This window comes from Streptomyces pseudoechinosporeus (assembly GCF_054783935.1).
The window spans coordinates 13,304-28,795 of the sequence record NZ_BAAGPS010000016.1 but is presented as its reverse complement, the minus strand read 5'-3'; the positions used below and the strand labels follow the sequence as shown (position 1 = coordinate 28,795).

Sequence of the window (15,492 nt, the reverse complement as noted above, 5' to 3'; positions counted from 1 at the left end):
CAACGTCTCTTGTGACACTTCGTCACATCCCTTCGCGGGTACTGCGCATGCCGCCGAAGCCGGTCAGCCGCACCAGGAGCAGGGACAGGCCGGTGGCGGCCAGGACCAGGAAGGACGCGATGGCGCTCGCGTAGCCGAAGTCGTAGCGCTTGAAGCCCGCCTCGTACATCAGGTACGGCAGGATCGCCGTGTCGGTGCCCGGGCCGCCCTTGGTGAGGATCAGGACGGTCTCGAAGTACGTCAGTGAGCCGACGACCATCAGCACGGTGGACGTGGTGACCGTGTGGCGCAGCTGCGGCAGCGTGATCGAGAAGAACTGGCGGTAGCGGCCCGCCCCGTCGACGGCCGCCGCCTGGTAGAGGACTTCGGGTATCTGACGGGCCCCGCCCTGGTAGATCAGCGTGTGGAACGGGATGAACTGCCAGCCGCCGACGAACACGATCGCCAGGAACGCGCCCGTGGACGAGCCCAGCGTGTCCTTCTGGATGATGCCGAAGTTCGGGTCGAGCAGGGCGTAGAAGAGCAGCGCGATCGCCGTCGAGGAGAGCAGGAACGGGACGAAGAAGATCGCGGAGAGGACCGCCCGGTTGCGCTGCCGCCCCGCCGCCCAGACGCCGAGCAGCAGGGCCACGACCGTCTGGAAGACCCAGCTGACGGCCGTCAGCAGGACGGTCAGCCACAGGGACTGGGTGAAGCGCGGATCGTCGAACAGCTTCCGCCAGTTGTCGAGGCCGGTCGGCTGCGGGTCGCCGAGGCCGTCCCAGGTGGTGAAGGAGAGGTAGAAGGCCACGCCCATGGGGACGACGGCGAAGAAGGCGAAGAACAGGACGCCGGGGAGGGCCCAGGCGGCGTGCGGACGGCCCACTGTCGTGGCGGCGCTCGCCTTCGGGGCCTTCGCCGGGGCTGCTTCCGGGGCTCTCGTCTTTGTGGCGGGCACTTTCGTGGCGGTCATTTCAGCCTCTTGCACGCCGCCACGAACTCGCTCGGCGACGACTTCCCGCTGAACAGCTTGCTGATCTCCGTGTGCATGGGGGTGGCGAGCTCGTCGCCGAGGGCCTGGTCCCAGGAGAGCGTGAAGGCGGGCGCCTGCTCGACCATGTCGTACTGGAACTTCGCGTACTCGGGATTCGGCGAGGAGGCGAGGAGCTTGGCGGCGTTGGAGGTCGTCGGTACGTCTCCGTTGGCGATGAGGTCCTTCGCGTACGCCTGGGACGCGGCGTCCTTCAGGAAGGCGACGGCGGCGTCCTGGTTCTTCGTACGGGTGTTGATGGACCAGTAGTTGGTGGGGTTGCCGACGACGTTGCGGACGTCGCCGGTGCCGCCCTCGACGGTGGGGAAGGCGGCCCAGCCCAGGTGCTTCTTGGCGAAGTCCGGGAACTTGCCGAGCTGCGTGGGGTACTCCCACGAGCCCATCAGGTGCATGGCCGCCTTGCCCCTGGCGAAGACGGCGGGCGCGTTGCCGTTGACGTACGACACCGAGCCGAACTTGTCGCCGAAGGCGCCGTCGTCGACCAGTTCCTTGACCATCTCGGCGGCCTTCAGCATGGCCGGGTCGCCCCAGCCCTCCGAGTCGCCGTTCTGGATCCGCTTGAAGACCTCGGGGCCGCCGATGCGGTCGAGCAGGTACTCCAGCCACATCAGCTCGGGCCACATGTCGAGGCCGCCGAGCGCGAACGGGGTGATCTTCGCGGCCTTCAGCTTGGCGTTGTTGTCCAGCAACTGGTCCCAGGTCTTGGGTGGTTGGAGCTTGTGCTCGGCGAAGAGGGACTTGTTGTAGAAGAGGATCACGGGCTGCATGCCGCGCATCGGGATGCCGTAGTGGCGGCCGTCGAGGTCGCCGGCCGCGAGCACCGAGGGCAGAAAGCCGCTCTTCAGGACCGGATCGCCCTCGATGATGTCGGTCAGATCGACGAGCTGGTCCGCCTCCTGGTACGCCTTGATCGAGCCGCCGCCCCAGTTGAAGAACACGTCCGGCGCACTGGGCGAACCCATGGCCGTACGCAGCTTGGGGGAGTAGTCGGAGCCCGGCACCTTCTCCAGCTTCACCTTGCCCTTGGCCGACTTGGCGGCGGCGGACTTGTTGAACCGGTCGACCGACGCGACCTGGACCTTCACCGCGTCGTCCCCGTACACGAAGGCGGTGATCGTGCCGCCGTCGCTGCCACTGCCGCTGCCGGAGCCGCAGGCGGTGAGTCCGGTGGTGAGCAGGGTGGTGGCGCCGGCGCCGAGCACCCAGCGCCTGCTGAAGGACCGGCTGCCGGTGGCTGTGGCGGGCGGTTTGCTGCCCGGTGGCCGGTCGCCGCCGGCCGGCCTGCCGCCCGACTGCCCGTCGTTGGACAGCCCGCTGATCGACTCCATGACAGCACCCCTTTTTCTGGCTCGCTATCGAATGTTTCGAGTTACACTTCGAATGTTCCGGGAACGTATGGCCGTCAAAGGGCTTCGTCAAGAGGGTGCGCAGGGATACGATCGCGCCCATGACTCACCCGAATCCCGCCGTGGCCCGGTCCGCGACGCTCGCCGAGATCGCCCGCGAGGCGGGAGTCTCGGCTCCGACTGTTTCGAAGGTGCTCAACGGCCGTGCCGATGTGGCCCCCGCGACCCGTACGCGCGTCGAGGAGCTGCTGCGCCACCACGGCTATCGGCGGCGCCGGGCCGAGGCATCCCGTTCGCCTTTGATCGACCTGGTCTTCCACGAGCTGGAGAGCGCCTGGGCTATGGAGGTCATCCGGGGTGTCGAGAACGTCGCGCGGGACGAGGGGCTGAGCGTGGTGCTCTCCGAGAGCGCGGGCCGCCTCACCCCCGGCCGTACCTGGGCCGACCAGGTCGCGGCCCGTCGGCCGCACGGTGTCGTGCTCGTGCTGAGCGGGCTCGACGAGTCCCAGCGGGCGCTGCTGACCAGCCGTTCCATCCCGTTCGTGGTGATGGACCCGGCCGGCGACCCCGGCGACGACGTGCCGTCCGTCGGCGCCACCAACTGGCAGGGCGGCCTTGCCGCGACCCGCCATCTCGTGGACCTCGGCCACCGGCGGATCGGGGTGATCAGTGGGCCCTCGCGAATGATGTGCAGCCGGGCGCGGCTCGACGGCTACCGGGCCGCGCTCGAAACGGCCGGACTGCCCGTCGACCCCTCGCTGATCCGGACCGGCGACTTCCACCACGAGGCCGGATACCGCTGCGGGCTCGAACTGCTGAAGCAGCCCGACCGGCCCACGGCCGTCTTCGCGGGCAACGACCTCCAGGCCCTCGGGCTGTACGAGGCCGCCCGTGAGCTGGGGCTTCGCGTGCCCGAGGACCTCAGCATCGTCGGCTTCGACGACCTGCCGGTGGCCCGCTGGGTGGGCCCGCCGCTGACCACGGTCCGTCAGCCGCTCATGGAGATGGCCGAGGCGGCGGCCCGGCTCGTCCTCGACCTCGGACGCGGGGAACGGCCCACGACAGCGACGCGGGTGGAGCTGGCGACGAGTCTGGTGGTGCGGAGCAGCACGGAAGGCGTACCGAAAGTTTCGAAACTTCAGTAGAAACCCCACGAAATATGAGAGTTTCCTCAGTAAAAGCCGTTAGGGGTTTCTGCGCGTAACAATTCGGACTTACGTTCCTCTCTGTGAGCGGAGACGGCGAAGACGGGACCGACGATGAGAACAACGGCGGCGAGCGCGGCGGCGCCGTCGACCGCGGTGCCGACAGTGTCGGAAGTGTCGACAGGGCCGGCAGGCGCTCACGGCTGCTCAAGGCCACGGGTATCGCGCTCGGTTGCGTACTCACCGTCTCGCTCGCCGGGGCGGCATGGGCGTACTGGCACCTGAACCGCAACATCGACAGCGTCGACATCAACAGCGCACTGGGCGACGACCGCCCGGCGCGCGCCATGGTGACGCCGGACGGCTCCGCCTCCCCGCTGCCGAGCGGCGCCCTGAACATCCTGGTCCTCGGCTCGGACTCGCGCAGCGGCGAACGCAACGCCACGCTCGGCGGGGGCGGTGAGGGCTCCGGCGCCCGTTCCGACACGGCGATGGTCGTCCACATCGACGAGGGCCGTACGGGGGCGACGATCGTGAGCATCCCGCGCGACACGCTCGTCACACGCTCGGCCTGCCCGCGGGAGTCGGGCGGTTCGACGTCGGTGGCGTACAACGCGATGTTCAACAGCGCGTACTCCGTGGGCGGTCCGGTCTGCGCGGTCAAGACGGTGGAGTCCATGACGAACGTCCGCATGGACCACTACATAGAGATCGACTTCGCCGGTTTCGCGGACCTGGTGGACGCGCTCGGCGGCGTCACGGTGACGACGGACGAAGACATCTCCGACGAGGACAGCCATCTCGAACTGGAGGCGGGCACCCACCACCTCAACGGCGAGCAGGCCCTCGCCCTCGCCCGCACCCGCCACGGCATAGGCGACGGCAGCGACCTGGGCCGCATAGGTCTGCAGCAAACCCTGGTCAAGGCCCTGCTCGACCAGATCTCCGCCACCGAGCTCCTCACCAACCCGGCCAAGCTCTACAACGTCGCCGACACCCTGACCGGCAGCCTCACCACGGACACGGACCTGGACTCGCTCAGCGAGCTGATGAGCCTCGGCCAGAGCCTGAGCGGCTTGTCCTCGGCCGACACCAGAACAGTGACGATGCCGGTGATCCCGGCTCCGTACGACCGGAACCGGGTGGTGGCGGAGGAGCCGGAGGCGGGGCAGCTGTGGGAGTCGCTGAGGTGAAGCACTCCTGGCAGGCGCCCCTGAGAGTCTGTGGGCATGGAGTTCTTCTGCTACCACCGTGATCGGCCCGGCTCCGTCAAGCTGCGCAACGAACTGCTGGAAGACCACTGGTCGTACATGGATGGGTACGCGTCGCAGCTGATCGCCCGCGGCCCGACGTTCGCCGCCGACGGCGAAACGCCCACCGGCAGCGTGCACATCGTCGACCTGCCCGATCCCGCTGCCGCCCGCACGTTCGCCTTCGACGAGCCCAACTACCAGGCAGGCGCCTACCGGGACGTGCTGCTGCGCCGGTGGCGCAACCTGCTGGGCCGCACCATGTGGGATTTCCCCGGCGGCCGGACCGGCGGCAACCGGTACCTGGTGCTCGGCCTCGGCTCAGGCCAGGCCGCCGACCTCGTACTGCCTCCCGACCAGGACGAGTTGATCGCGTACGGGCCCCTGCTGTCCGACGACGACGCCACCTGGCTGGGGACGGCGGCGCTGCTCCGAGCCCCGGACCCGGCCGCGGCGCGCGCCGTCCTGACCCAGGACCGGTATGCCGACATCGAGGTCCACGACTGGGAGTTCGGCGGGCGGCGGTAATGAGTACTCGTGACTCGAAGCTCAACTCGATCGATGACGCCCCCGAGTTGACCGTTCCCGCCCCCGCGTGGGCGGAGTTCGTTGCGCGCGTCGGGGCTTGAGCTTCGGGGGTCGGGATTCGAGACTCTTTTGCAAGGAATGGGTGGGTTGGCTCAACCCACCCTCCCTCCCCTGTGGCTGTGTGCGGCGGGCCCAAGGGCCGCTCGGGCCAGGGGAGATGACTTCTTGTGATCGGGTCGCGGCGGAGTGTGGCGAACGTGTAGCGTGCGCCGAAAGAAATGACCCCCGTGGGTGTTAGCGCACCGCGCGGGGGTCTGACCAACTAGATCGAATGCGAGCTTCGATCCATGGCTGTTGCCCAGCTTAGTGCTGCCCCGCGCCCCTCCGCCCACCCCATGGCCAATCCGGGGTACGGAAAGAAGTCGGCGCCCGACCAAGAGCCCCGCACGGGACGGGACTTCGGTCATCTGCCCGCTCGCGAGGCCTCGATCGCGACGTACCTGGACCGGCTCGACGACGAGTCCGACATCTCGATCAAGACGCTGGCCAAACACCTCCCACACGGCCAGTGCGCCATCGGCACCGCCCTCAACAACCTCTCCGCAGCAGGGCATTTGCGCCGCGTACGCCGTCCGGTCACCGTCGACGGCTGTTCGCGCTGGGTGTGGCACACCTTCTTCTCGCGCACCGCGCGCGACGACGCCTGGTGGGACTCCTTCCTCGCCGGGAAGGCACCGGTCACCGAGCCCTCACGGGCGGCGCGGTCGATCGCGTACGACGTACTCGCCCGGCTCGGCCGCATCGACGCCCGGCTGACGCTCTCGGCCGCCGAGTGCGGGGCGCTGGAGGAGCAGGCGGCCGAGTGGTTCGCGCGGGGTGCGAGGGAGGCGCAGCTTGTGCAGGCGGTGTCCGCCGGGCTCCCCGAACGGGTCGAGCATGCCTACGGCTTCGTACACGCCCGGCTCCTCGCCAAGCTCCCGCCCGAACAGCATCAGCCCGGGCAGCCGCACTACGAGATGGTCTGCACGGCGTGCGGTGAGCCGGGGTCGGCCGGCGGGCTGCGGGGCGGGTTGTGCGGAGGCTGCTGGGGAGAGCGGCCGGGCCTCGGGGCCGACCGGGTTCACGACCACGCGGAGCGGCTGCGTGCCGCCCTGCGCACAGGGACACGTACAGAGAAAGGAGCAGGCGCATGACGATCGTGCAGCACAGCCCACCCGAACTCGGGGCAGGATGGAGGGGAGGAGGCGATGCTATGACCCCCCGTACTGCCGATCAGCCGCAGATGCTCGTCGAGGAATTCGAGGAGCTTGCCCGGAACGCACCCGAGCTTGTGCGACTGGAGTTCATCAACGGAAAGGTCGTGGTCAAGCCCGTGCCGGACGGTAACCACAGCGAGATCATCGCTTGGCTCACGAAAGTGTGCATGCAGCATCGTCCGGATCTCACGCTGTACGCGGAGCGGGAACTCAAGATCGAGGAGTACCGCAAGGGGCGGGCCAAGGCGGACGGGGTTCTGGCTCCCGACAGACACTTCGTCGGAACGGGTGAGTGGGCCGAGCCGGACGGTGTCCTGATGGCCGTCGAGGTCACCTCCCGCGACCGGGATACGAACCAGCGCGACCGCATCGACAAGCCGCGCGGCTACGCGGCCGCGGGAATCCCCGTCTACCTTCTCGTTGACCGGGATGCGAACAGCGTCGTCGTGCACGCGGACCCGGACCCGGAAAAGGGGAAGTACGACTCGGTCACCAGCAGGGCCTTCGGTGTCGCGATCGACTTGCCGGACCCCATCGGCTTCACCCTGGAGACCGACGGGCTCAAGGAGTTCGCCGACTGACCGTGAGTGGCACTCCGCGCGGCGGGCCGCCCGTTACGGTCAGGCAGCCCGCCGGTACTCCAGGAGGTACCGCCAGAAGAGAAGACGGCGGACGGTGCAGTCGGGCAGTAGGTGTGCTGCCTCTCGGCGGATCTCGGGGAGTGTCATCTCGGGCTGTCGTACGGGCGGTTGAGGCGGTGGGACGTCGGCGCCCCGGAGCCGCTCGGCCGTGTGGACAGTGGCCCGCGCGACGGCGTTGGCGGGTACGGCCACGATGTCCCACGGGGAGATGCCCGCGTAGCAGCCCAGGACCAGCAGGGTCCCGCCGGGTGCCAGCGCGGCCCGGAGTTTCGTCACCGTGTCGAACGGCAGGTGGTGGAGGCTCGCGAGGCAGGTGATGGCGTCGTAGTGGGTGGGCGAGAAGTCGAGCGTGCCGGCATCCGCCTGCCGGAAATCGGGGCCGCCGCCCAGCCTGCGCGCCTCGGTGATCATCTCGGCGGACGGGTCGATCGCGTCCACCTCGTAGCCGCGCGCCGCGAGCCTGCGCGCGAAGCGGCCGGTGCCGCAGCCGACATCGAGGGCGCGGCCCGTGCGTTTCGGCAGCCGGCGCAGCAGGAGACGGTGGTAGTGGTCGTTGTGGTCGAACGGCATGTCAGTTTCCGGTGTTCGCGTGGGCCAGCAATCCGTTCACGATCGCCTTCAGCTGTTCCGTGATGTCGTAGTCGCCGGTCAGCTCGTCCCAGTGGTCGGCCAGGGACGTCAGGTGGGGGAGTTCCGTCGCGTCGTCCTCGGAGAGGAGGGCGTCGGGGAAGTAGCGCTTGCGGTCCGGCTCCTGGGCGCGGCGTTCCATGGCGCGGCGGAAGACCAGGTCGCCGTAGACGCAGTGCCAGATCGTGCGGTACGCGTGGACCGCCGCCCGGGGGGTCAGGCCGGACGCGATGCCCGAGGCGATGATCTCCTCGGTCATCCAGAGGGCGCCCTTGTCGGTGAGGTCGCCGAGGCCCAGTACCTCGATCACCCACGGCATCTGCCGCAGTACGGCGTGCATGTGGACCGTGACCGCGAGCATCCGATCGCGCGGGTCCTCGGGGAGGTCGGGGCGCGGCACCGTGGCCGCCATGCCGGAGAGGGTGAGCATCAGCAGGTCGTCCTTGTCGCGGACGTGGTGGTAGAGCGCCATCGGCGTCGTGCCGACCTCTTTGGCGACCCTGCGCATCGAGACCGCGTCGACGCCCTCTTCCTGGATGATCCGGCGTGCGACGTCCACGATCTGCCGAGCCTCGATACGGCGCGGACGCCCGACGTTCTTCCTTGCCTCTGCCACGGAAGGCATTCTCCACTGTCGAATTTCTATACGCGTATAATAATGTGCTGGACATGGTGAACTCGCAGACTCGGCAAGCCCGTTGGTCACAAGCTCGTTGGTTACTGCCGGTGCTGCTCACCGTGCAGTTCCTCGTCTCTCTCGACATGTCCGTCGTCAATGTCGCGCTGCCGGACATCGGCAGCGGCCTCGGCTTCGCGGACGAGTCCCTGGCCTGGGTGGTCAATGCGTACGCGCTCGCCTTCGGGGGACTGCTCATGCTCGGCGGGCGGCTCGCCGACGTCGTCGGGCGGCGGCGGATGCTCGTCGGCGGCTTCGCGGTGTTCGGCGCCGCGAGTCTCGCGGGCGGTCTCGCCACCACGCCGGGTCAGCTGATCGCCGCCCGCGCCGCGCAAGGCGCAGGGGCGGCCGCCCTCGCACCCGTCGCGCTCGCCCTGATCACCGTCAACTACGCGGAGGGCGCGGCCCGTTCGCGGGCACTCGGACTGTGGGGCGCCGCCGGAGCGGTGGGCGGGGCGGTCGGGGTGCTCGCGGGCGGACTGCTCACCGACTGGGCGGGCTGGCGCTCGGTGATGCTGATCAACGTGCCGGTGGTGGTCGCCGTGCTGGCGGTCGCGCGGACCGCCGTACCCGTCGACCGCAGCGCCGGTCCGCGGCCCCGGCTCGACATCGCGGGCGCGCTGCTCGTCACTGCCGGGACGACGGCGCTCGTACTCGGGCTGGTGCGCACGGAGTCGTACGGGTGGCTGTCCGCCCGGACGCTGGGCACGCTCGGCGCCGCCGCGCTGCTGCTCGTCGCGTTCGTCGTGATCGAGACGCGCCTGAGGCAGCCGCTGCTGCGGCTCGGGCTCCTGGCCGGCGGACCGGTGCTCGCGGCGAACGTCTTCGCGCTGCTGATGTCGGCGGGACAGTTCGCGGCGTTCTACTTCACCTCGCTCTATATGCAGCAGGTCCTGGGATGGGGGCCGACGGCCACCGGGAGCGCGTTCCTGCCGTTCTGCGTGGGCGTCGTCGTCGGCTCGGTTGTCGCGACGCGTGCGGTGGGGCGGTTCGGGGCGGGTGCCGTGCTGGTGGTGGGAGGGCTGCTCGGGGCCGCGGGGTTCGCGTGGTTCGCTGCGGCCGTCGCCGTGGACGGGGGCTTCTGGTTGTCCGTGCTCGCGCCGTCCGCGGTCGCCAGCATCGGCATCGGCATGTGCTTCGTACCGCTGGGCACGGCGGCCACCGCGGGCGTCGCCCCGGAGGAGACCGGGATGGCCTCCGGGCTGCTCAACAGTTCACGGCAGATCGGCGGGTCGGTCGGGCTGGGGGTGCTGGTGACGGTGGCCGCGAATGCCGGTGGTGCGGGGCCCGCCGGGATGGTCGACGGGTTCTCCGCGGCCTACTGGGTGGCCGCCGCGCTGCTGGCCGCCGGGTCCCTCGCGGCCGGCGTCCTGTACCGGACCTCCGTACGGCCGCGACTCGCGGAGACGCCTCTCGCCGAAAAGAGCTGAGCTTGGCCGTACGGCTCCGTAGGTGTCTGATGGTGTGCCGTGAGAGCAGAGCCGTCGAACCAGCCGACAGACCCCGCGGACCGCGCCACCGAAAGGGGCACCAAGAGCACCCCGGAGACGGCCACTGAAAGGGGCGCCAAAAGCACCATCGAAACCGTCTTCCGCATCGAGTCCCCCCGCATCATCGCGGGCGTCGCCCGCATCGTGCGCGACGTCGGTATCGCCGAGGAGCTCGCGCAGGATGCGCTGGTCGCCGCCCTGGAGCAGTGGCCGCGCGACGGCGTCCCCGACAACCCCGGTGCCTGGCTCACGGCCACGGCCAAGCACCGCGCGATCGATCTCGTACGGCGGCGGGAACGGTACGCGCGCAAGCTGGCGGAGATGGGCCGCGACCTGGAGACATCCGCGCCGCACGGCCACGTCGACGAACCGTCCGACCCCGACGACATCGACGACGACCTGCTGCGGCTGGTCTTCACCGCCTGCCACCCGGTTCTGTCCGCCGAGGCCCGCGTCGCCCTCATCCTGCGCCTGCTCGGCGGCCTGACCACCGCCGAGATCGCCCGCGCCTACCTCGTTCCCGAGGCGACCATCGCCCAGCGCATCGTCCGCGCCAAGCGGACGCTCGCCGCGAAAGGGGTCGCCTTCGAGGTGCCGTACGGGCCGGAGCGCGAGGCCCGGCTCGGGTCCGTACTCGAGGTCATCTACCTGATCTTCAACGAGGGATACGCGGCCACCGCCGGAGACGACTGGCTGCGCCCGGCGCTCTGCGAGGACGCGCTCCGAGTCGCCCGCGTACTGGCCGAGTTGATGCCGAAGGAACCCGAAGTACACGGCCTGGCCGCGCTGTTGGAGCTCCAGACGTCCCGCTCAGCCGCGCGTACCGGCCCGTCGGGCGAGCCGGTGCTGCTGGCGGACCAGAACCGGGCCCGCTGGAACCGCATGCTGATCCGCCGCGGTTTCGCCGCCCTCGCCCGCGCCGAGGCGGTCGCCACGGGCGGCGGTCCGGGGCCGTACGTCCTCCAGGCCGCCATCGCCGCGTGCCACGCCCACGCGTACACGTACGAGGAGACCGACTGGAGCCGGATCGCCACGCTGTACGGCCTCCTCGCCGCCCGCACCCCGTCCCCCGTCGTCGAGTTGAACCGCGCGGTCGCCGTCTCCATGGCCGAGGGCCCCGAACCGGCCCTCGCCATCGTCGACGCCCTGACCGCCGAACCCGCCCTGCGCGACTACCACTTGCTGCCCAGCGTGCGCGGCGACCTGCTGGCCCGCCTGGGGCGTACGGCCGAAGCGCGGGCCGAGTTCGAGCGCGCAGCGGCGCTCACGCGCAACGAGCGGGAGCGGGGGCTGTTGCTGGCCCGGGCCGAGGAAACCCGCGGAGACCGGGGCGTGCGCTGAGGGCATGCGCGCCCATACCCCGAACGCTCCACCCACCGAGACCCCACCTCGGGGCAACGTCCAACGCGTGCTGCGCGCCACGGACTTCACGGTCCGTGCCGCGCAACAGCGTCGCGGACCGTCCACGGTGAGCATCGCCCAGCTCGACGGTTAGGGCCTGTCCGGCGGATCATGCCGGAGACGCGGGCCCTGGCACGCACATCTGCCGCGTTGTCGTCGGTCGCCGACTCCCCCACGCTCGAACCGAGCTCGCGCGGGGGGACCCCCATCGCGTCGACTCCCTCCTCCGCCTTGCAGCTGCACGCACCAGACCCCCCTCACCTCCGCTCGCCAGGCACCCTTGGCTGCCCTCCGGCCTGATCCGCCGGACAGACCCTAGCCGCCGCTGAGTCCTCAGCAGGCGCAGAGGCAGAACGGGTGGCCGGCCGGGTCCGCGTACACCCGGTAACTACGCGTCCGGTCCTCCGCGTCGAGCACCTTCGCGCCCAGTGCGAGGACCTCCTTCTCCGCCGCGTCCATGTCGTCGACGGTCAGGTCCAGATGGAACTGCTGCGAAGCGTCGGGCGCCGGCCACCTCGGCGGTACGTATCCGGGGGCGGCCTGGAACGCCAGCAGTTGCCCGCCGGGCACGTGCAGGTCGACCCAGCCGTCGTCCTCCTCGAGGTCACCGCCCAGCACCCCGGCGTAGAACTCGGCGAGGGCGCGCGGGTCGGGACAGTCCAGGACGACGGCACCCAGCTTGGCGAGAGCCATGACTTCCTCCTCGGTTACCTCTAAGAGGCCTCAACGAGTAACGGTTACTGCATGCTCCCGCATAAGGGGTAACGTCGCAACCATGAATGACCGAGCGCCCGCTCCCGGCGGCCTGGCCCTCGTCGAGTCCCTGGTGAACACCCTGGACATCGAGACAGGCGCCGACTCCCTGGACACGGCCGAGGGGCGCGCGGCGCTGGACCTGACGGAGGCGGACCTGGCGTCGGCACGCGAGCTGCGCGAGTCCCTGCGCGCCGCCTGCCTGGCCCATGCGGGCCACCCTCCGCACCGCACGGTGACCCCCCTGGGTGAGCTGCTGGCCCAGGCACCACTGCTGATCACGGTCGACGAACGGGACGGCTCCGCCTCCCTCACCCCCGCCCGCCCCGCTCCCCTCACCTCCCGCGTGGCCGCCGCGATCGCCGAGGCCATCACCGCCGGCACCTGGCTCCGCCTCAAGGCCTGCGAGGCCCCGACCTGCCACTGGGCGTACTACGACCGCAGCCCGGCGGGGCGGGGGCGCTGGTGCAGCATGTCGGTCTGCGGGGCGAGGGCGAAGATGCGCCGCTACCGAGCGAGCGCGAAGGATTCACGGTGAAGGATGCGCGCGAGGACCTGTGACACCGTCGGCCAAAGGCCGCAGGCCGAACCGACGAACAGCCAAACCCGCTAAGCCGCCGGACGGCCCATCGCCCGGTACGTCCAGCCGGCCGCCCGCCACACCGCCGGGTCCAGTGCGTTGCGCCCATCCAGCACAAGCCGTCGCGACACGGCCTCACCCAGCACCGCCGGATCCAGCTCCCGGAACTCACTCCACTCGGTGAGATGCAGGACGACATCGGCACCCCGTACGGCCTCGATCGCGGAATCGGCGTACCCGAGCGTCGGAAAGAGCCGCCGCGCGTTCACCATCCCCTTCGGGTCGTACACCGTGACCTGCCCGCCCTGAAGATGGATCTGCCCCGCGACATTCAGCGCGGGCGAATCCCGTACGTCATCCGAGTCCGGCTTGAACGTGGCACCCAGCACCGCCACCCGCTTCCCCAGGAACGAGCCACTCCCCAGCGCCTGACGCGTCAGCTCCACCATCTGACCGCGCTGCCGCATGTTGATGGAGTCGATCTCGCGCAGGAAGGTCAGCGCCTGATCGGCCCCCAGCTCGCCCGCCCGCGCCATGAACGCCCGGATGTCCTTCGGCAGACACCCACCACCGAAACCGATCCCCGCCCGCAGGAACTTCTTCCCGATCCGGTCGTCGTACCCGATCGCCTCCGCCAGCTTGGCGACGTCACCGCCCGAGGCCTCGCACATCTCGGCCATGGCGTTGATGAACGAGATCTTGGTGGCGAGGAAGGAGTTCGCCGAGGTCTTCACCAACTCGGCGGTCGGGAAGTCCGTCACCACGAAGGGCGTGCCGTTGGCCAACGGCGTCGCGTACACCTCACGCAGCAGCTTCTCCGCGCGCTCGCTGCGCACACCGGCCACGATCCGGTCGGGGTGCAGCGTGTCCTTGACGGCGAAGCCCTCGCGCAGGAACTCGGGGTTCCAGGCGAGTTCGGCGTCCTCGCCGGCGGGCGCGAGTTCGGCCAGCGTACGAGCGAGCCGGTCCGCGGAGCCGACGGGCACGGTCGACTTGCCGACGACCAGGGCGGGGCCCTTCAGATGCGGGGCGAGCGAGGTGAAGGCGGCGTCGACGTACGACATGTCACAGGCGTACTCGCCATGCTTCTGCGGTGTGTTCACGCAGACGAAGTGGACGTCACCGAACTCCGCGACCTCGGCCCAGTCCATCGTGAAACGCAGCCGCCCGCTGGCCCCCTCGATCCCGGCGACATGCTTGCGCAGCAGCTCCTCCAGACCGGGTTCGTAGATCGGGACCTCGCCCCGCTGAAGCATCTCGATCTTCTCGGGAACGACATCGAGGCCGAGCACCTCGAAGCCGAGCTCGGCCATGGCCGCGGCGTGCGTGGCGCCGAGATAGCCGGTGCCGATCACGGTGATCTTCAGGGCCATGGGTGCTCCAGTAGGTGGCGGGTGGGGTGCGCTGCCTGAGCATAGTCGGGGGGTCGCGTGCGGCTCATCGGGCAACTCTCTGTTGTCGTTCCGGTTGTTTGTCCGTCCCCTGTTTGTCTGTCCCGCTGTCGCCAAGCTCACGTATCACTAGCGTGGGCGGGCCCTTAAAATTTGGGTTACTTAACGGTAATTAGCGTCCTTGGAGCGTGAGATACCTTGGCCGGATCGGCTGATTTCGACCTGTACCGCCCGTCCGAGGAGCACGACATGCTCCGCGATACGATCCGCGCCCTCGCGGAGGCGAAGATCGCGCCGTACGCCGCCGCGGTGGACGAGGAGTCCCGTTTCCCGCAGGAGGCCCTGGACGCCCTCGTCTCCTCCGATCTGCACGCCGTCCACGTACCGGAGAGCTACGGCGGCGCGGGCGCGGACGCGCTGGCCACGGTGATCGTGATCGAGGAGGTGGCCCGCGTCTGCGCCTCCTCCTCCCTGATACCGGCCGTGAACAAGCTGGGCTCGCTCCCCGTGATCCTCTCCGGCTCGGAGGACCTCAAGAAGAAGTACCTGGGCCCGCTGGCCGCCGGCGACGCGATGTTCTCGTACTGCCTCTCCGAGCCGGACGCCGGCTCGGACGCGGCGGGCATGAAGACGAAGGCGGTGCGGGACGGCGACTCGTACGTCCTCAACGGCGTGAAGCGCTGGATCACGAACGCGGGCGTGAGCGAGTACTACACCGTCATGGCCGTGACGGACCCCACGAAGCGCTCGAAGGGCATCTCGGCCTTCGTGGTCGAGAAGTCCGACCCCGGGGTCTCCTTCGGCGCGCCGGAGAAGAAGCTCGGCATCAAGGGCTCGCCGACGCGCGAGGTGTACCTGGACAACGTCCGCATCCCCGCCGACCGCATGATCGGCGAGGAGGGCACGGGCTTCGCCACCGCCATGAAGACCCTGGACCACACCCGCATCACGATCGCGGCCCAGGCCCTCGGCATCGCCCAGGGAGCGTTGGACTACGCCAAGGGCTACGTCCAGGAGCGCAAGCAGTTCGGCAAGGCGATCGCCGACTTCCAGGGCATCCAGTTCATGCTCGCCGACATGGCCATGAAGATCGAGGCCGCGCGTCAGCTCACGTACGCGGCTGCCGCCAAGTCCGAGCGCGGCGACGCGGATCTGACCTTCCAGGGGGCGGCGGCGAAGTGCTTCGCTTCGGATGTGGCGATGGAGGCCACGACGGACGCGGTGCAGTTGCTGGGTGGGTACGGGTACACGCGGGACTATCCGGTGGAGCGGATGATGCGCGACGCGAAGATCACGCAAATATACGAGGGAACGAACCAAGTCCAGCGCATCGTGATGGCGAGGAACCTGCCGTAACAACTGGTCAACTGACCTTCGA

At 69.6% G+C, this 15,492-nt stretch carries 16 protein-coding genes; 10 read left to right on the top strand and 6 right to left on the bottom strand.

Features of this window, described 5'->3' with window-relative positions:
- Nucleotides 1-22: 22 nt before the first annotated feature.
- Nucleotides 23-952 carry a carbohydrate ABC transporter permease gene (locus ACYVO6_RS21000; RefSeq protein WP_461063279.1) on the bottom strand — a complete coding sequence of 310 codons (930 nt, stop codon included), beginning with the start codon at nucleotides 950-952 and terminating at the stop codon, nucleotides 23-25.
- Nucleotides 949-2,358, bottom strand: coding sequence for an ABC transporter substrate-binding protein (locus ACYVO6_RS20995; protein ID WP_461063277.1), 1,410 nt, complete (start codon nucleotides 2,356-2,358; stop codon nucleotides 949-951). The genes ACYVO6_RS21000 and ACYVO6_RS20995 overlap by 4 nt, the downstream gene beginning before the upstream one ends.
- A gap of 119 nt (nucleotides 2,359-2,477) precedes the next feature.
- Here ACYVO6_RS20995 and ACYVO6_RS20990 point away from each other — a divergent pair, with 119 nt between their 5' ends.
- The 5 genes from ACYVO6_RS20990 (at nucleotide 2,478) to ACYVO6_RS20970 (ending at nucleotide 7,136) form a co-directional block, all read left to right on the top strand.
- On the top strand, nucleotides 2,478-3,521 hold the full coding sequence (locus ACYVO6_RS20990) for a LacI family DNA-binding transcriptional regulator (RefSeq protein ID WP_461063275.1): 1,044 nt from the start codon (nucleotides 2,478-2,480) through the stop codon (nucleotides 3,519-3,521).
- An 83-nt stretch (nucleotides 3,522-3,604) separates the two neighbouring features.
- Nucleotides 3,605-4,714: an LCP family protein gene (locus ACYVO6_RS20985; RefSeq protein ID WP_461063273.1), complete on the top strand. Its 1,110-nt coding sequence runs from the start codon at nucleotides 3,605-3,607 to the stop codon at nucleotides 4,712-4,714.
- A gap of 36 nt (nucleotides 4,715-4,750) precedes the next feature.
- Complete coding sequence (locus tag ACYVO6_RS20980) at nucleotides 4,751-5,299, top strand: YciI family protein (protein ID WP_461063271.1); 549 nt, start codon at nucleotides 4,751-4,753, stop codon at nucleotides 5,297-5,299.
- Between the two features lie 347 nt (nucleotides 5,300-5,646).
- Nucleotides 5,647-6,492 (top strand): hypothetical protein, encoded by an 846-nt coding sequence (locus ACYVO6_RS20975; protein ID WP_461063269.1) that lies wholly within the window; start codon nucleotides 5,647-5,649, stop codon nucleotides 6,490-6,492.
- A 59-nt stretch (nucleotides 6,493-6,551) separates the two neighbouring features.
- Entirely contained in the window at nucleotides 6,552-7,136 is a 585-nt protein-coding gene (locus ACYVO6_RS20970; RefSeq protein ID WP_461063267.1) for a Uma2 family endonuclease, read from the top strand.
- 39 nt (nucleotides 7,137-7,175) lie between these two features.
- Here ACYVO6_RS20970 and ACYVO6_RS20965 read toward each other — a convergent pair whose 3' ends face one another.
- Both ACYVO6_RS20965 and ACYVO6_RS20960 read right to left on the bottom strand, forming a co-directional pair.
- Nucleotides 7,176-7,766 carry a class I SAM-dependent methyltransferase gene (locus tag ACYVO6_RS20965; protein ID WP_461063265.1) on the bottom strand — a complete coding sequence of 197 codons (591 nt, stop codon included), beginning with the start codon at nucleotides 7,764-7,766 and terminating at the stop codon, nucleotides 7,176-7,178.
- A 1-nt stretch (nucleotide 7,767) separates the two neighbouring features.
- Nucleotides 7,768-8,439, bottom strand: coding sequence for a TetR/AcrR family transcriptional regulator (locus tag ACYVO6_RS20960; RefSeq protein ID WP_461063263.1), 672 nt, complete (start codon nucleotides 8,437-8,439; stop codon nucleotides 7,768-7,770).
- Between the two features lie 53 nt (nucleotides 8,440-8,492).
- Here ACYVO6_RS20960 and ACYVO6_RS20955 point away from each other — a divergent pair, with 53 nt between their 5' ends.
- The 3 genes from ACYVO6_RS20955 to ACYVO6_RS20945 all read left to right on the top strand — a co-directional run bounded on the left by ACYVO6_RS20955 (nucleotide 8,493) and on the right by ACYVO6_RS20945 (nucleotide 11,484).
- Nucleotides 8,493-9,929 (top strand): MFS transporter, encoded by a 1,437-nt coding sequence (locus ACYVO6_RS20955; protein ID WP_461063261.1) that lies wholly within the window; start codon nucleotides 8,493-8,495, stop codon nucleotides 9,927-9,929.
- 147 nt (nucleotides 9,930-10,076) lie between these two features.
- Nucleotides 10,077-11,330, top strand: a complete 1,254-nt coding sequence (locus ACYVO6_RS20950) for an RNA polymerase sigma factor (RefSeq protein ID WP_461063616.1) — start codon at nucleotides 10,077-10,079, stop codon at nucleotides 11,328-11,330.
- 4 nt (nucleotides 11,331-11,334) lie between these two features.
- Nucleotides 11,335-11,484 carry a hypothetical protein gene (locus tag ACYVO6_RS20945; protein ID WP_461063259.1) on the top strand — a complete coding sequence of 50 codons (150 nt, stop codon included), beginning with the start codon at nucleotides 11,335-11,337 and terminating at the stop codon, nucleotides 11,482-11,484.
- Nucleotides 11,485-11,723: 239 nt separating this feature from the next.
- Here the strand turns inward: ACYVO6_RS20945 and ACYVO6_RS20940 are convergent, their stop codons facing one another.
- Nucleotides 11,724-12,083 (bottom strand): VOC family protein, encoded by a 360-nt coding sequence (locus tag ACYVO6_RS20940; protein WP_461063257.1) that lies wholly within the window; start codon nucleotides 12,081-12,083, stop codon nucleotides 11,724-11,726.
- Between the two features lie 82 nt (nucleotides 12,084-12,165).
- On the opposite strand from ACYVO6_RS20940, the gene ACYVO6_RS20935 reads away from it, so the two are divergent.
- Complete coding sequence (locus tag ACYVO6_RS20935; protein WP_461063254.1) at nucleotides 12,166-12,681, top strand: CGNR zinc finger domain-containing protein; 516 nt, start codon at nucleotides 12,166-12,168, stop codon at nucleotides 12,679-12,681.
- 71 nt (nucleotides 12,682-12,752) lie between these two features.
- Here ACYVO6_RS20935 and ACYVO6_RS20930 read toward each other — a convergent pair whose 3' ends face one another.
- On the bottom strand, nucleotides 12,753-14,096 hold the full coding sequence (locus tag ACYVO6_RS20930) for a UDP-glucose dehydrogenase family protein (RefSeq protein WP_461063252.1): 1,344 nt from the start codon (nucleotides 14,094-14,096) through the stop codon (nucleotides 12,753-12,755).
- Between the two features lie 216 nt (nucleotides 14,097-14,312).
- On the opposite strand from ACYVO6_RS20930, the gene ACYVO6_RS20925 reads away from it, so the two are divergent.
- On the top strand, nucleotides 14,313-15,470 hold the full coding sequence (locus tag ACYVO6_RS20925) for an acyl-CoA dehydrogenase (protein ID WP_461063250.1): 1,158 nt from the start codon (nucleotides 14,313-14,315) through the stop codon (nucleotides 15,468-15,470).
- Nucleotides 15,471-15,492: the final 22 nt, after the last annotated feature.

Excerpts from the sequence above, each read along its gene's own strand:
- ACYVO6_RS21000 (WP_461063279.1), bottom strand. The coding sequence starts at position 952 with ATGACCGCCACGAAAGTGCCCGCCACAAAGACGAGAGCCCCGGAAGCA.
- ACYVO6_RS20995 (WP_461063277.1), bottom strand. The coding sequence starts at position 2,358 with ATGGAGTCGATCAGCGGGCTGTCCAACGACGGGCAGTCGGGCGGCAGG.
- ACYVO6_RS20990 (WP_461063275.1), top strand. The coding sequence starts at position 2,478 with ATGACTCACCCGAATCCCGCCGTGGCCCGGTCCGCGACGCTCGCCGAG.
- ACYVO6_RS20980 (WP_461063271.1), top strand. The coding sequence starts at position 4,751 with ATGGAGTTCTTCTGCTACCACCGTGATCGGCCCGGCTCCGTCAAGCTG.
- ACYVO6_RS20975 (WP_461063269.1), top strand. The coding sequence starts at position 5,647 with ATGGCTGTTGCCCAGCTTAGTGCTGCCCCGCGCCCCTCCGCCCACCCC.
- ACYVO6_RS20970 (WP_461063267.1), top strand. The coding sequence starts at position 6,552 with ATGACCCCCCGTACTGCCGATCAGCCGCAGATGCTCGTCGAGGAATTC.
- ACYVO6_RS20965 (WP_461063265.1), bottom strand. The coding sequence starts at position 7,766 with ATGCCGTTCGACCACAACGACCACTACCACCGTCTCCTGCTGCGCCGG.
- ACYVO6_RS20955 (WP_461063261.1), top strand. The coding sequence starts at position 8,493 with ATGGTGAACTCGCAGACTCGGCAAGCCCGTTGGTCACAAGCTCGTTGG.
- ACYVO6_RS20945 (WP_461063259.1), top strand. The coding sequence starts at position 11,335 with ATGCGCGCCCATACCCCGAACGCTCCACCCACCGAGACCCCACCTCGG.
- ACYVO6_RS20940 (WP_461063257.1), bottom strand. The coding sequence starts at position 12,083 with ATGGCTCTCGCCAAGCTGGGTGCCGTCGTCCTGGACTGTCCCGACCCG.
- ACYVO6_RS20935 (WP_461063254.1), top strand. The coding sequence starts at position 12,166 with ATGAATGACCGAGCGCCCGCTCCCGGCGGCCTGGCCCTCGTCGAGTCC.
- ACYVO6_RS20930 (WP_461063252.1), bottom strand. The coding sequence starts at position 14,096 with ATGGCCCTGAAGATCACCGTGATCGGCACCGGCTATCTCGGCGCCACG.